This is a genomic window from Planctomyces sp. SH-PL14, from assembly GCF_001610835.1.
Taxonomy (GTDB): Bacteria; Planctomycetota; Planctomycetia; order Planctomycetales; family Planctomycetaceae; genus Planctomyces_A.
On the sequence record NZ_CP011270.1, the window covers coordinates 3,079,652 to 3,093,658 of the forward strand.

Below are 14,007 nucleotides of genomic sequence, written 5' to 3' on the forward strand. Positions count from 1 at the left end.
ACATCCCTGATAGCACTCAGAGAACGCCTACGATGTAGGCATCCTGTGTGCCAACATCGCTGCTCCGCTCAGCAGAAGAGGTCACAGAATGCCCTAACCTCTCTTAACAGAAGAAATAAACTCGCTTCCTGCCCGCGGGAAAACGCAACGATTCACGGACGCCCCGAGAGCGTCTGCACCTTCGTCCGACGAGGCTGCCCAAAGGTTGAGCGACGCTCTGCACATCGCGGGCAGCCCAGCCGTTTCAGCGCGGTCGGTGCTCTACAGCACCCTTACGTCACCGCGGGCCACCGCCGCGGGATCGACCTGCGAGTAGGACTCGAGCGCCGGCAGCGGTTCGGTCGGCGGCTGGGTCCGGACCACGAGGACCCGCGTCGCGCAGCCCGCCTCCGCCACCTTTTCCACGAACTGCCGGCGGGATTCGTCCCAGTCGAGAAGCAGGCAGACGACCGTGGAGATCGACTCCAGGTTCTGCTCAAGCGCCGGGGTCAGATGTTCGAACGGGTTCCGACGGCAGACGTCGACGCCCGCCAGGATCTCCAGGACCGCGTCCAGGCGCCCCTGGCCCGCCTGGCTGCGGAAGACGTACATCTCCGGGCCGGCGGCAAAGATGTCGACCGCGAAGTTCTCGTGGTCGATCGCCTCCGCGACGGCGGCCATCAGCGAGACCGCCGCCTCGAACTCGGGATGGACCCGTTTGCGGACCGTCCAGCGGGCGGGGACGAACGTGTCGAGGACGAGCGCCACGCGGCAGTAGTACTCCTCCTGGTACTCCCGCACGACCGGCCGTCCGAGCCGTGCCCAGGCCCGGAAGTCGAGCCTCCGCACCGGCTCTCCCGCGACGTACTCCCGGTTTCCCAGATACTCCGGCGACTGTCCCACGCCGTTGACGTGGGTCACGCCGCCCGGCTGGTAGCGGTTGCTGAAGGGGATCACGAACTCTTCCAGCGCGTGGTAGCGCGGGACCACGGTGAGGGTCGTGCGGGGGGTCTCGTTCCCGCCGAACCGCATGAAGTTCATCGGGAACGTGCTGTGGACGTTGACCCCGGGCAGCTGGTAGACGCCGCGCTGAATCCCGACGAGCCGAACCGGAATGGCGGCCTCGGCGTTCCGGGGAAGGTGTGGCAGGAACTCGTCGGCGTCGACCTGCCGGATCGCCGACGGCCCGCGGAAGATCCCGGCCATGAGGTCGAAGGCCGGGAGCATCCCCTGGTTGACGACGCGGACGGTCCCGAGGATCGGTTCGCCGACGGTTCCGACGGCGGGGATTTCGGCCCGGACTGACAGGCGGGGTCCCAGGATGGTCCCGGTGAACTCGACGGCCCCCAGGAGGGCGACCAGTCCGCAGAAGATCTGGTAGATCGGGATGTCGACGGTCACCAGGCCCATGGCGGAGAAGAAGAGCAGGACGGCCGCTCCCCGGCCGAGCGGGGTGAGCTTGAAGCCGAGGACGAAGCGTGCCGTGCGGAATAGATAGGGGGTGCGCAGGGGATTGGGCTTTGGGAGGGTGGTGAGTCCCGACGCGTTCATTGTGTCGCGTGGCCGTCAGCGTTGAAAGGAGCAGCGACCGGTCCGAATGCTTGAACCGCGTCCTGGCCGGCACAGCTTGCATAGCTCAAACCCAACGTGCGACGGCAGCCGGGGTCAAGGGGCCAAGAAAACAACACAGGCCCCCTTGCCGCCGGAGGCGCTTCCATGAGGAACCGTGGTAAGCAACGGGTGTCCCCTTTGTGGAGCCGGCGTTGAGGACTCCCTCAATCCACACAGCTTGCTTCGCAATCCCCGCGGGTTGGTGAGGGGGCATACGGCACGTCATCCGCGCTTGGACACGATCTCCTTCAGACAATTCTCGACGGCCAGGCCTCCGGCGGGCAAAGGGGCGTTGCCCCTCTGCACTCCCCACCAGGGGTTACCCCCTGGACCCCGACTGACAAAACGAAAACGCCCGCACGAGCCGTGCGGGCGCTTTGAAGTCTGCAATGAGGGGACCGGGCGCACCCAGTCCACCAACCGACCACTACTGGATCGGATTGTACGTCTCGGCATTCTCGCCAGCACGAGCCGCCTTGTACTCCTGATGAGCACGACGCGTGTTCGGCAGGAGGTACTCCTCACCCGCCGGGAAGTACTGAATATCGTCTTCCAGATAGTGGGCCGACGGCAGCGTCTGTCCACCAATCGTCGTCTGACAGCCGCACAGCGAAGCGGAGATCAGGAGGCCCCCAAGAGCCAGACCGGCGGATCGCTTCAGGTTCAGACGGACATTCATTGCCAATGCTCCAGGGAGCGGAGTAACCATGTCTTCGGCAGAGCGGCGAGAGATTCGCCGACACCGAGATTGATCGACCCGCCACGCCCGGAGTCTTCAGAACATTCCGCAGTTTCCGGAAATTTTACCGGACCGGTCTTCCCAGTCCGGCCGGTTTCACCGTCACCTCCGGCGAACCGCGCATCCCCCGAGCGTCAGTCACATTCGGGAGGCACCGTTCAATCCGCGATGTCTACGCGGGCCCAGCGATTTCACTATTTGCCGCCATCATCGCATCTCCCCCCGCTTGACATCATCCGATCTGTAAGGTGTCGCGGCAAATCTGAACTGTCAGCCGTGTTCCATCACAACGTCACCACGGACTGGGGCCTGCCCGCCGTCGCCAACTCTTTGCGACGGGCGGCAGAGGCGACTCCCCCGGACCAGAGCTTAGGAGTCCAGCATGCTCGTCCTCTCACGTCATCGCGATGAAAGCATCATGATCGGTGACAACATTGTCATCACGGTCGTGGACATCCGCGGGGACAAAGTGCGCCTCGGAATTCAGGCGCCCTCGGACGTTCCCGTGCACCGCGAAGAAGTCTACGAAGCAATCAAGCGTGAAAACGCGACGCGGGAACAAAAGGCGACGGTCTGATCCTCGCCCCGTTCCACCGACGTCACGCCCCTCCCCCCGAGGGGCTTTTTTGTTGGGGGGAGCCCGCCGCCCGGCCTGAAAACGGGCCTTGTCAGCCGGAAAACGACCCGCGTATCGTTCCGGAATGCTGCGCTCCCCCCAACACGCCCGGGCGCTGGTCCGCACCCTGTGGGGACTGGCGATCCTCTGCTCCTGCGGCATCGCGGACGCGCGGGAGCCGTTCGCGGCGTATTTTGACGGTCTCCGGGCCCAGGGGCTGTTCCGGCTCGCCGAGCAGTACGGGCTCCGCCGACTGAGCGAAGGCCGGCTTTCGTCCGCCGAACAGTCCGAACTGGCGGTCGAGCTCTCCCGGACCTTCTCCCTCCACGCCCTGACCACCGGCGGGACGGACCAGGAGGAGCTCTGGAAACGGGCGGAGGAGATCCTCGCCCCGCCCCTCGACGAGGGGCGCCCCAATCCGCGGCGGCTCGAGGCGGCGGTCCAGCGGGCGCTCCTCACGATCGACCGCGGTGTGGCACTCGGATGGAACGCCCAGCTCGACACCGGGAATCCGCAGGTCGCCGAATCGGCCCGGTCGCTTCTCCAGCGCGGAATCGTCGAACTGAAGTCGGCCGGCGACACGCTGCAGAGCGAGATCAAGCGGGGAGGGGTGACGTCGGCGCAGATCGCGGACGGGGCGATCAGTCCGGCGGAGCTCCGCCGGCTGCAGGAGCGGGTCCTGATGCAGCTCGGTCTCGCGCAGGTGGAACTCGCCCGTGTTGCTCCCAGCACGCCGGCGCGGACGCAGGCGGCGCGGGACGCGATCGCGGTCCTCGATCCGCTGGCCCGTTCGCGTTCCACCTTCGCCAATGAAGCCCGGATCCAGAAGGTGGTCGCCTTCCGGCTCGGCGGCGACCTCGACCAGGCGATGACGCTCGCGAACGATCTCGCCAACGACGACCTTCCGGCCCGGTTCCAGGACCGCGTTCTCGCCGAGCAGGTCCGGATTCTTGTTCGCCAGGGAAAGCACCCCGACGCCATCGCGCGGGTCCTGGAAGCGAGGAAGACTCGCCCCGAGTTGAGCGAGGAGGTCCGAGCCGAGTTCGTCGAGGCGCTCCTGGGGGCGTGGGCCCTTGCCCGTGACCGGAAGGACGAGACGCTGGCGGCGGACATCTGGAGCCGCCTGTCGCGCGAAGTCGAGTCGATGCAGGGGCCCTGGCAGGTCCTGGCCCGGCGGCGGATGGAGACGATCGACGAAGTCCGGACCTACGGGAGTGAGCTGGCGGGCCAGATCCGCCTCGCCCGCCAGCACTACCAGGCGGGCCGGACCGACGAGGCGCTCCAGCAGTTTGCCGCCGCCTCGCAGACGGCCCGCGGACTCGGGAAGCTGGACGCGATGGTCGAGATCGAGTCGACCCGGGCTTCGGTCCTGATCCGCCAGAAGCGTTATGCCGACGCCGCGGCAGCCCTCCAGGCGGTCCTCGACCAGCCGACGGCGGGCGACAAAGCGGCCGAGCTGTCGCTGCTGCGGGCGTGGACGCTGGGACAGTGGGCGGCCGCGGAACCGTCGGCCGAGCATCGCCGGGCCTATCTTGAGGCGCTCGAACAGCAGCGGAGCCGCTATCCCGGGAACGCCACCGCGTTTGAAGCGGCCTGGCTCCTCGCGCTGGTCCGGACCCAGGACGAGGACTGGGACGCCGCCATTGCGCTGCTCGAAACGATTCCTCCCGAAGCGAAGTCGTTCGAGGAGGCCCGCGTCCGGCTGGCGCGGGCCTACGTCGAACGGTGGCGTGCCGCCCGCGCCAGGAACCGGGACCTCCCGCAGGCGCAGGCAGCCGCAGAAAACGGGCTCAAGGCGCTGGTGGCGGGACTTCCCGGTCCGCCGCAGTCCTGGACTCCGGCCCAGTCGCTGGCGGCGCTCCAGCTCCCTCGCTTTCAGATGATGCGCGGGGCTGCGGCCGGCGGCGGGACGGCGGACCTGGGCGGAGACGCGGTGCTCCAGCGGATCGAACAGAGCGTCGAAGTCGCCCGGCGGACGGCGGAGCGGGACCGGGTCGAGATGGATCCGGCCTGGAACGACGTCCTCAGTCAGGCGACGCGGCTGGGTATCGTCCAGTCGGCGGCGCAGCGGGACTTTGCGGGGGCACGGGCCCGGCTCGCCACCCTGCAGGAGGGGCCGCCGGAGGAGATGCTGAATGTCCTGCTGGGGCTGGCGGACGTCGCCGCCGATCTGCCCCCCGAGGCGCAGCGGGAGCTCGGACGCCTGCAGCTCGACGCCGCGCGGCGGCTGGAGCCGCGGCGTGCGGAACTGAGTCCAGCGTTGCAGCGGAAGCTGTCGGAGTGTCTGGCTCAGGCCTATACGGTGACCGGGAACCTTCCTGAGGCCGTTGATATCTACGAGAACCTGCTCCGCTTGGAGCCGGGAAACCGGGAGCTGATCCGTACCACTGCCGGGCTTCTGCTGCGGCGGGGGCAGCGGACCGACATTGAGCGGGCTCGCGGGTGGTGGCAGAAGCTGGAAGCGCTGGAAACGAAGGGTTCCGCGGAATGGCTCGATGCCCGGCTGCGGCTGGGTGAGGCGATGCTGGCGCTCGGCCAGAACGCGGAGGTGCTGAAGCTCGTGCGGGTCACGCGCATTCTGTATCCGCAGGCGGGCGATGAAGCGTTGCGGGCGAAGGTCGCCGAGCTGGAGCGCGCGGCGCAGGCGGCTGGAGCGCGGCCTGCTGCACCTCCACGATGACTCGCAGCTGAGTCTCGAACCATCTCCTTGCCGGCCCGACTGTGCCACGTCAAACCCATCGTGCCACGGCAGCCGGGGTCAAGGGGGTCTCACCCCCTTGCCGCCGGAGGCGCTTCCATGAGGAACCGTGGTAAACAACGGACGTCCGTTTTGTGGTACCAGCGTTGAGGACTCCCCCAATCCACACAGCTTGCTTCGTAATCCCGGCGGGTTGGTGAAGGGGCATCCGGCACGTCGTCCGCATTTGGCCCCTCGCTCCTTCAGAGAAATCGAGACGAGACGGGCCTCCGGCGGGCAAAGGGGCCTTGCCCCTCTGCACTCCCCACCAGGGTGCCCCTGGACCCGGTTCAAAAGATGTTCCGAACGATGCCTGGCGATTTCACTCGTCCGAGTGCTCCATCCCCTTCGCCCGGCGAAGCGCCGACAAACCAAACTTCTGCGCAATCTGATCCGACACCCGATCCAGATCGCTCTGCCGCGAACGGGCGGTGTCATCAAACAGCAACCGCTGCGTCTTCCCCGACCGGTCGAATCCCGAAACCCCAAACCCCAGCAGCCGAACCGGCAGATGCTTGGGCGGCAGACGATGGTCCAGCAGGTCCAGCCCCGCCGTGACGAGCTGCTGCGTCACATTCGTCGGCTCCGGCAGCGTGACGGACCGGGTGATGATCCGGAAGTCGGAGAACCGCACCTTCAGGTCAACCGTCCGCCCCCGCAGATCATGCCGCCGCAGCCGCCGCCCCACCTGCTCGACAAGCTCGACCAGCCACGACCGCAGGACCTCCTGGTCGTCAATGTCTTCCGGAAAGGTCGTCTCGTGCGAGATCGACTTCGCCTCGCGGTCCGGCACAACCGCCCGGTCATCGATCCCACGGGCCAGCCGCCAGTAGTGCTCGCCTGAGCTTCCAAAGCGAGAGACCAGCTCGTCTGACGACAGGGCCCGCAATTGCCCGATCGTCCGGATCGCGAGCGTTTCGAACACCCGCCCCGTCACCTTCCCGACTCCCCAGATCCGGCCGACCGGCAGGGGATCAAGGAACGCTTCCACCCCGTCGGCCGGGACGACGACGAAACCGTCCGGCTTTCGCAGGTCGCTGGCGATCTTGGCCAGGAACTTGTTCGGCGCGACACCGACTGAGGCGACGAGCTGCAGCTCCTCCCGGATCTGCTCTTTGATCCGCCGCGCGATCGTCTCCGAGGAGCCGAACAGGGCTTCACTGCCGGTGACGTCGAGGAACGCTTCGTCGAGCGAGAGCGGTTCGATCAGCGGCGTGTAGCGTTCGAAGATCCCCCGGATCTCCCGGGCGATCGCCGCGTAATGCTGCATCCTCGGCCGGATGAAGATCGCCTGCGGGCAGAGTCGCTTCGCCCGCGCGGCCGACATCGCGCTGTGGACCCCGAACTTCCGGGCCGCGTAGCTCGCCGCCGCCACGACTCCCCGCCCCTCCGCCGTCCCCCCGACCACGACCGGCTTGCCGACGAGCGCAGGATCATCCCGCTCCTCGACCGAGGCATAGTAAGCGTCCATGTCGACATGAAGGATCATCGATGCACCGCTCCCGCTCCCCCTCCCCCTCCCGCGGTCCCCATCATACACCCCGTCCGCCGAAGTCCTTATCGTACGGTGACGGCCGCGCCCTCACCCGGCGATCGGCGGACGACCTCGAAACGGATGATCGAACGGACCACCCGATGAGTGACGGTTTGCCGACCGCGGCCGCCTCGGCCTCTGGCCCCTCTTCCCCTGCTGCCGCCTCCGCTGCGTCCGCTCCTCCGCCGCCGTCACGACTGATGGCGGTGATCGACGTCGGGACGAGCTCGATCCGGATGGCGATCGCCGAGACCCGGCCCGACGGCTCGGTCAAGATGCTGGAGTCCCTCTCGCAGGGGGTCCGGCTCGGCCGGGACACGTTCACCAAGGGGGAGATCTCGAAGGGGACCATCGAGGACTGCGTTCGCGTGCTGCGGTCGTACCGGCACAAGCTCGACGAGTACCAGATCCAGCGTCACGACCAGATCCGCGTCGTGGCGACGAGCGCCGTCCGCGAGGCGACGAACCAGCTCGCCTTTGCCGACCGGATCTACATCGCGACCGGCTGGAACGTCGAGGTCCTCGACGAATCCGAAGTCCAGCGGATCACCTACAGCAGCGTCCGTCCCTGGATGCAGGCCCAGAAGGCCCTCACGGACGAAGGACTGATCATCGCCGAGGTCGGCGGAGGGAGCACCGATCTCCTGGTCGTCGATTCCGGCAACATCGCCTACTCGCACTCGTACCGGCTCGGCTCGCTCCGGCTCCGGCAGCAGCTCAATACGCTCCGCGCGCCGCAGACCAAGTATCGCGAGATCATGGAGGGGGAGATCCTCCGGCAGCTCGAGACGATGCCCGACCACCTGCCGCAGGGGCATCAGATGCAGATGGTCGCCCTCGGGGGGGACATGCGGTTCCTGGCCCGCGAGCTCCACGACGACGACCTCGACTCCGACTCCCTGGCGTCGATCACGGTGAGCGAGCTCTCGGAGTTCGTCGACTCCTTCATTAAGCTCACGGAAGACGCGGTGATCCGCCGCTACAAGCTCTCGTTCGCCGAGGCCGAGACAGCCGGGCCGGCGATGCTGGTCTATCTCGAACTGGCGCGGCTCCTCAACGTCGAGCAGATCTACGTCACGGACGCGAACCTCCGGGACGGCATCCTCCGGGAGATCGCGGCCGGCGGCCGGTGGACCGACGAGTTCCGGGCCCAGGTGATCCGCTCCGCCCTCGAGCTGGGTCGAAAGTACAACTTCGATGAGGACCACGCCCGGCAGGTGGCGGAGCTCAGCCGCCAGCTGTTCGATCTCCTCCGGGCCGAGCATGGGCTCGACCCGCGGTTCCAGATCCTCCTCTACCTCGCGGCGCTGCTGCACGAGATCGGGGGCTTTGTCAGCAACAACAGCCTGCACAAGCACTCGATGTACCTGATCATGAACAGCGAGCTGTTCGGCCTGTCGGCTCACGACGAAACGCTCGTGGCGCTCGTCGCCCGCTACCACCGCCGCGCTTCCCCCAAGCCGCTCCACCCGGTCTTCAACGTCCTCGACCGGGACAACCGGGTCGCCGTGGCCAAGATGGCGGCGCTGCTCCGGATCGCGATTGCGCTCGACGCTTCGCGAAGCGGCCGTGTGACGGAGATCAACGTCTCGCGGCACCGGAACGCGCTCGTGATCGTCGCTCCGCACCTCGACGACCTGAGCGTCGAGCAGCTCGCGATCAAGCAGGCCCGGACGATGTTCGAGGAGGTGTTCGGGATGTCGGTCATGGTCCGGACCGCGGCCCGCTCGGACCATCGGACCGAGAGCGCCCAGCTCTGACGAGGCTGGGCCGCGCGGTTGTCCCGCCGCCTCCACGGCGAAATCGGAAAATCGCGATGATCCGTTGACCGGTCTTCCACGTTGCGAAGGAGTGCGGCGGTCCGGAGCCACCGGTTCCGCTGGGGGCCTTGGGGTCCACGGCTTTCATTCGGGCGGCCTATGACGTTCCTCTTCCTGCTCTTCGACGCCGCGGTGATCGGCGTCATCATCGCCCTCATGGAACAAGAGGGCTTTCCCGGCTGGGCCCCGATGATCGGAACGGCGCTCCTGGTCGGTCTCGGGAGTGTCGGGGTCGATCGCGTGTTTCCCGACCTCACCGAGTTCCCGAGGGCCATCCTGAGCAGCGCCCTGGGTGCCGTCATCGGCGTGATTCTGGTCGCCTGGGCCTGCGAAATGACCCTCCGCCGGGCGGCGATCGCCATGGGAATCTTTTTTGCAGTGAAGCTCTGCCTGATGTTCATCGTCCAGCAGATGGTTGGCTCGGTGGAGTGACGCCGCGGCGTGCGGATCGGGTTCCTCGGAGCTGCGGCGATCCGGAGACAGCGGTGATTCGAACTCCCGGGCCGGAAGGAGTTCCGCCATGAAGTCCATGAGCTGTATCGAAGCCTGTCAGAAGTGCGCCGTCGCCTGCCAGCACTGCCTGTATCAGATGGCGGGGATGAAGAGTTCCAACGACTGTCCCAAGTGCTGCATCGAGTGCGTCGACCTCTGTGAGCAGTGCGTCCGGGCGATGGTCCGGGAGAGCCGGTTTGCATCCCGGATCTGCGGCTTGTGCGCGGACGCCTGCGACTGGTGCGCCGACCAGTGCGGCCAGCACGATCACGAGCATTGCCAGAAGTGCGCCGCCGCGTGCCGCGCGTGCGCGAAGGAATGCCGTCAGATGGCCACCGCCGCGTGAACCGACGGAGCACGCAAAGCACGTCGAGGCTGGGTTGAACCTCTGTCAACGCCGGCTGGGCCTCCGGGGACCGGTCTCTCTTCCGGTCGCGTGCCAGGCCGCCGTAGGATTCTGCTAGACGCCCCGGCGACGTTCGCTCGCCGCGGCTTCTCCGCACTTCCCGTCGCACCGGCCCCTCGACGCTCCGTTCGGGGTGCCCGGCTTTCCTTCAGGACCTTCCTCTGTTGTCGCTTCGCCTCGCCTCTTCGGCGCCATGGCTCATGGCTCTCGTCGCGCTCGGCGCAAGCTTTTCCCTCGTCGGCTGTACGGAATCAAAACCTTCGGATTTCATCCCGGTGACGGGTCGGGTCACGCTCGATGGGCGGCCGCTGACGTCCGGTTCCGTCTCACTGCGGGCCGATGCGGGTGAGACCTGGCACCAGCCGACAGGCGCCATCTCGGACAGCGACGGCGCGTTTGTCGTCTACACGAACGGCCGTCCCGGCGCGCCGCCGGGACCGTATCGCGTGGTCGTCTTCGCCAGCCAGCCGGCCGCGGACCGGAACGGGGCGGCCCATCCCGGCCTTCCCCGATCGCTGGTCCCCAAACGGTACAACGACCCCAGGTCGACACCACTGCGGCTGACCGTCGCGCCCCCTCCCGCCCCGACTCACCATGCCCTCGAGGTGCTGAGCCATGCCCAGTGATCCCATCGTTCCGGCCGGAGAGCTCGCACAGGTAAACCGTCCAGGACGAAGCCGGGGCTTCACGCTCATCGAGCTGCTCGTCGTGATCGCGATCATCGCCATCCTGATCGCTCTTCTGCTGCCGGCGGTCCAGCAGGCGCGGGAGGCAGCCCGCGCGTCGCAATGCCGCAATCACCTCAAACAGCTCGGGCTGGCGGTCCACAACTATCAGGAGACCTTCGGCTTCCTGCCGATCAACCGCTACGGCGACTATGCCTACTCGCACGTCTGGAACTACGCCTTCGAGGACTCCTACTCCTGGAGCTGGCTGGCCACGATCCTTCCGTACGTCGACCAGAAGGGGTTGTCGGAGCTGGCCAACATCCCGCTCGTCGCTTTGAAGGACAGTCCGGCCCTGTCGGTCTGCGTCCCCACCTTCACTTGTCCCTCGGACCGGCTGCACGGCGCGGGGCCGATCAACGAACGCTCGCACTACCTGCGGACGAACCCCCGCGTCGGCCCCACGAACTACAAGGGGGTCCAGGGGGCGGGGTTCTGCTGGGGCGACTGGGCAAACCCTGGCACCGGCGGCCACGGCTGCGAAGCCTGGGAGGACGGCGACGGGATCTTCTATCCGCTGAACTGGACGCGGGCGATGTCCTGGCGGCAGGTCACCGACGGCCTCAGCAATACGACGATGGTCGGCGAGTCGGCGTACGACCCGAACGGCGCGGGGGACATGCGGTACGGGATCGGCTGGGCCTGGGCGCACTCCGTCGAGGCGTGCGCCATCGCGGCCATGCCGATCAACGCCCGCTCCCCGAGCGGCGTCCCCTATGCATCCGGCGACTGGCAGCACAAGACGGGCTTCGGAAGCTGGCACCCCGGCGGGGCGAACTTTGCCATCGCGGACGGCAGCGCCCGATTCCTGTCCGACAACATGGCTCTGGGCCTCTACCGGGCCCTTGCAACCGTGGGGGGCAAAGAGGTCGTCCCCGAGTTCTGACGTCGAACGCCTCAGGGTATGGTGTGATGCGTTCCCCGGCCCCGCGGCGACGTCGGAGATGTCGAACCTGACCCCGGCGCCGCGTGTCCGCCGGGAGACACTCCGCATTGAGGACTCAGGACGATGCCGATTCGCTGCTGGCAGGTGGATGCGTTCACGAACCGCCCGTTCGGCGGGAACCCCGCGGCGGTCTGCTGGCTCGACCATCCCGCGGACGACCGGTGGATGCAGTCTGTCGCGGCGGAGATGAACCTCTCCGAGACCGCCTTCGTCCGTCCGCTCAAGCAGGACTACGAGCTCCGCTGGTTCACGCCGACCGTCGAGGTTGACCTCTGTGGACACGCGACGCTCGCCACCGCCCATGCGCTCTGGCACTCTCAGCTCGTCCCGTCCGATGAGCCGCTGCGCTTCCAGACCCGGAGCGGCCAGCTCACCTGCACGCGGGACGGCCGCTTCATCGAGCTCGACTTTCCGGCGAGCATTCCCGTCGAGGCCCCGCCCCCTCCGGGACTGCTCGAAGCAATGGGCGTGCGGCCGCTCTTTGCCGCCCGCACGCAGTTCGACTTCCTGATCGCGCTCGAATCGGAAGAGGCGGTCCGGAACGTCCGCCCCGACTACGTCCGGCTCGGGGAGATCCCCGTTCGAGGGGTGATCGTCACTGCCCCCTCGGCCGATCCACAATTCGACTTCGCTTCGCGGTTCTTCGCCCCCGCAGTCGGCGTCAATGAAGATCCGGTCTGCGGCTCGGCGCACTGCGCCCTCGCCCCCTACTGGGCCGGACGCCTCGGCCGCCGCGACCTCCTGGCGCATCAGGTCTCGGCCCGCGAGGGCGTCCTGCGGCTCAAGTGGCGGGACGACCGCGTCCTCCTCGGCGGCGAGGCGGTGACGGTCTGGCAGGGGGAGCTCCTCTGATATGCTGGGGCGCTCCGCGATCCCTTCGCGCCCCCGCGAGACCGCCGCCGATGACGTTCCCCGCCTGGTTCTCCGCCCTGGCCCTCGTGCTCGACTTCGCCGTCCGGCTGTGGCTGGCGTACCGGATCGTGATGCGCCGCCTGCCGGTCGGGGTCTCGCTGGCGTGGCTGCTCGTGATCCTCGTTTTTCCGTTCCTGGGGTCGATCGGCTATCTGCTCCTGGGGGAATACCACCTCGGCTGGCACCGGCTGCAGCGGATCCTCGACGTCGAAAAGGAGTGGCGCGTCGTCTCGCAGGGGATCGCCAGCCTGGGACCGATCCGGCAGCTCCTCGAACACCCCGAAGAGTCGCGCCTCGCCCGCCTCGCGGCCACGACATTCCTCGCCCCCCCGCTCCAGGGGAACGAGCTGCGGCTGCTCGACGGGGCCAACGAAATCTTTCCCTCGCTGCTGGACGACATCGATGCCGCCCAGGAGAGCTGCGACTTCCTGTTCTACATCTGGGCGAGCGGCGGCCGGGTCGATCAGGTCGAAGAGGCGCTCCGGAGGGCGGCGGCCCGGGGGGTCCGCTGCCGGATCCTGGTCGACGCGATGGGGAGTTCCGCCTTCCTCCGCGACGGCCGCGCCGAGGAACTCCGCCGGGCGGGGATCGCGGTCCAGCCTGCCCTTCCTTCGGGCCTTCTGAGCCTGCCGTTCGTCCGCCCCGACCTCCGCCTGCACCGGAAGATCGTCATCATCGACCACAAGGTCGGCTACACCGGCAGCCTCAACATGGCCGATCCGGTCTCCTTCAAGCAGGACGCCGGCGTCGGCCAGTGGGTGGACGCGATGGTCCGGACCCGCGGCCCGGTCGTGCTGGCCATGGCCGCTTCGTTCCTCTCGTTCTGGTCGGTCGAGACCGCCCAGGAGGCGGACCGGGCGGAGTGGATGGAGGACGCCCAGAAGGTCCAGCCGGTCGGGAGCGCCTGCGTGCAGGTCCTCTCCTCCGGTCCGGCGGTCCGCGTCGAGGCGATGGAGCAGGTCGTCCTGACCGCCCTCTACTCGGCCCGGCGGGAGGTGATCCTGACGACGCCGTACTTCGTCCCCAGCGAGTCGCTCCTGACGGCGCTCCTGTCCGTCGCGGGGAGCGGTGTGGCGGTGACCCTGATCCTCCCCGCTCAGGTCGACTCGGCTCTTGTGCGATTCGCCAGCCGCGCCTACCAGAAGGAACTCGTCGATGCCGGGATCCGGGTCGCCCTCTACGAAGGGGGACTCCTGCACACCAAGTCGATCACGATCGACGACAGCCTGACGCTCTTCGGGTCGCTGAACCTCGACCCCCGCAGCCTGCGGCTCAACTTCGAGATCACGCTGACGGTCTACGACGAGGAGTTCAACGGCCGCGTCAAAGCCCTGCAGACGACCTACCTGCAGCGATGCCGGATCGTGAACGAGGAGCTCCTGCGGCGGGAGACGCATGCGATGCAGTTCGTTCAGAATACGGCGCGGCTGCTTGGCCCGGTTCTTTAGGTTCTCCGTCGCGGTGAAGCCTTTGTGAAAGGCTTCGGGTCG

Annotated in this window: 12 protein-coding genes; 9 read left to right on the forward strand and 3 right to left on the reverse strand. The window is 67.5% G+C overall.

Annotated features, from left to right (window positions below):
- Window positions 1–261: 261 nt before the first annotated feature.
- Together VT03_RS11975 and VT03_RS11980 are read right to left on the reverse strand one after the other, a co-directional pair.
- Window positions 262–1,530 (reverse strand): DUF58 domain-containing protein, encoded by a 1,269-nt coding sequence (locus VT03_RS11975; protein WP_075093194.1) that lies wholly within the window; start codon window positions 1,528–1,530, stop codon window positions 262–264.
- Window positions 1,531–2,017: 487 nt separating this feature from the next.
- Entirely contained in the window at window positions 2,018–2,269 is a 252-nt protein-coding gene (locus VT03_RS11980; RefSeq protein ID WP_075093195.1) for a hypothetical protein, read from the reverse strand.
- 442 nt (window positions 2,270–2,711) lie between these two features.
- On the opposite strand from VT03_RS11980, the gene csrA reads away from it, so the two are divergent.
- Together csrA and VT03_RS11990 are read left to right on the forward strand one after the other, a co-directional pair.
- Entirely contained in the window at window positions 2,712–2,906 is a 195-nt protein-coding gene (csrA, locus tag VT03_RS11985) for a carbon storage regulator CsrA (protein WP_075093196.1), read from the forward strand.
- A gap of 124 nt (window positions 2,907–3,030) precedes the next feature.
- Window positions 3,031–5,625, forward strand: a complete 2,595-nt coding sequence (locus VT03_RS11990) for a hypothetical protein (protein ID WP_075093197.1) — start codon at window positions 3,031–3,033, stop codon at window positions 5,623–5,625.
- A 379-nt stretch (window positions 5,626–6,004) separates the two neighbouring features.
- Here the strand turns inward: VT03_RS11990 and dinB are convergent, their stop codons facing one another.
- On the reverse strand, window positions 6,005–7,171 hold the full coding sequence (gene dinB, locus VT03_RS11995) for a DNA polymerase IV (protein ID WP_075093198.1): 1,167 nt from the start codon (window positions 7,169–7,171) through the stop codon (window positions 6,005–6,007).
- Between the two features lie 146 nt (window positions 7,172–7,317).
- On the opposite strand from dinB, the gene VT03_RS12000 reads away from it, so the two are divergent.
- The 7 genes from VT03_RS12000 (at window position 7,318) to cls (ending at window position 13,965) form a co-directional block, all read left to right on the forward strand.
- Window positions 7,318–8,976 carry a Ppx/GppA phosphatase family protein gene (locus tag VT03_RS12000; protein ID WP_075093199.1) on the forward strand — a complete coding sequence of 553 codons (1,659 nt, stop codon included), beginning with the start codon at window positions 7,318–7,320 and terminating at the stop codon, window positions 8,974–8,976.
- Between the two features lie 159 nt (window positions 8,977–9,135).
- Window positions 9,136–9,468 carry a hypothetical protein gene (locus VT03_RS12005; RefSeq protein WP_075093200.1) on the forward strand — a complete coding sequence of 111 codons (333 nt, stop codon included), beginning with the start codon at window positions 9,136–9,138 and terminating at the stop codon, window positions 9,466–9,468.
- A gap of 88 nt (window positions 9,469–9,556) precedes the next feature.
- On the forward strand, window positions 9,557–9,874 hold the full coding sequence (locus VT03_RS12010; protein WP_075093201.1) for a four-helix bundle copper-binding protein: 318 nt from the start codon (window positions 9,557–9,559) through the stop codon (window positions 9,872–9,874).
- A 335-nt stretch (window positions 9,875–10,209) separates the two neighbouring features.
- Window positions 10,210–10,560, forward strand: coding sequence for a carboxypeptidase-like regulatory domain-containing protein (locus tag VT03_RS12015; protein WP_156514441.1), 351 nt, complete (start codon window positions 10,210–10,212; stop codon window positions 10,558–10,560).
- Complete coding sequence (locus VT03_RS12020; protein WP_075093203.1) at window positions 10,550–11,545, forward strand: DUF1559 domain-containing protein; 996 nt, start codon at window positions 10,550–10,552, stop codon at window positions 11,543–11,545. Before VT03_RS12015 ends, VT03_RS12020 begins: the two co-directional genes overlap by 11 nt.
- Before the next feature lie 123 nt (window positions 11,546–11,668).
- Window positions 11,669–12,457 carry a PhzF family phenazine biosynthesis protein gene (locus VT03_RS12025; protein WP_075093204.1) on the forward strand — a complete coding sequence of 263 codons (789 nt, stop codon included), beginning with the start codon at window positions 11,669–11,671 and terminating at the stop codon, window positions 12,455–12,457.
- A 50-nt stretch (window positions 12,458–12,507) separates the two neighbouring features.
- Complete coding sequence (gene cls / locus VT03_RS12030; RefSeq protein ID WP_075093205.1) at window positions 12,508–13,965, forward strand: cardiolipin synthase; 1,458 nt, start codon at window positions 12,508–12,510, stop codon at window positions 13,963–13,965.
- Window positions 13,966–14,007 lie beyond the last annotated feature (42 nt).

What these genes read in the sequence shown, in the direction of transcription:
- cls (WP_075093205.1), top strand. Translation starts at nt 12,508, where the DNA reads ATGACGTTCCCCGCCTGGTTCTCCGCCCTGGCCCTCGTGCTCGACTTC.
- VT03_RS12010 (WP_075093201.1), top strand. Translation starts at nt 9,557, where the DNA reads ATGAAGTCCATGAGCTGTATCGAAGCCTGTCAGAAGTGCGCCGTCGCC.
- VT03_RS12025 (WP_075093204.1), top strand. Translation starts at nt 11,669, where the DNA reads ATGCCGATTCGCTGCTGGCAGGTGGATGCGTTCACGAACCGCCCGTTC.
- VT03_RS11990 (WP_075093197.1), top strand. Translation starts at nt 3,031, where the DNA reads ATGCTGCGCTCCCCCCAACACGCCCGGGCGCTGGTCCGCACCCTGTGG.
- VT03_RS11975 (WP_075093194.1), bottom strand. Translation starts at nt 1,530, where the DNA reads ATGAACGCGTCGGGACTCACCACCCTCCCAAAGCCCAATCCCCTGCGC.
- dinB (WP_075093198.1), bottom strand. Translation starts at nt 7,171, where the DNA reads ATGATCCTTCATGTCGACATGGACGCTTACTATGCCTCGGTCGAGGAG.
- VT03_RS12020 (WP_075093203.1), top strand. Translation starts at nt 10,550, where the DNA reads ATGCCCAGTGATCCCATCGTTCCGGCCGGAGAGCTCGCACAGGTAAAC.
- VT03_RS12005 (WP_075093200.1), top strand. Translation starts at nt 9,136, where the DNA reads ATGACGTTCCTCTTCCTGCTCTTCGACGCCGCGGTGATCGGCGTCATC.
- csrA (WP_075093196.1), top strand. Translation starts at nt 2,712, where the DNA reads ATGCTCGTCCTCTCACGTCATCGCGATGAAAGCATCATGATCGGTGAC.
- VT03_RS11980 (WP_075093195.1), bottom strand. Translation starts at nt 2,269, where the DNA reads ATGAATGTCCGTCTGAACCTGAAGCGATCCGCCGGTCTGGCTCTTGGG.
- VT03_RS12000 (WP_075093199.1), top strand. Translation starts at nt 7,318, where the DNA reads ATGAGTGACGGTTTGCCGACCGCGGCCGCCTCGGCCTCTGGCCCCTCT.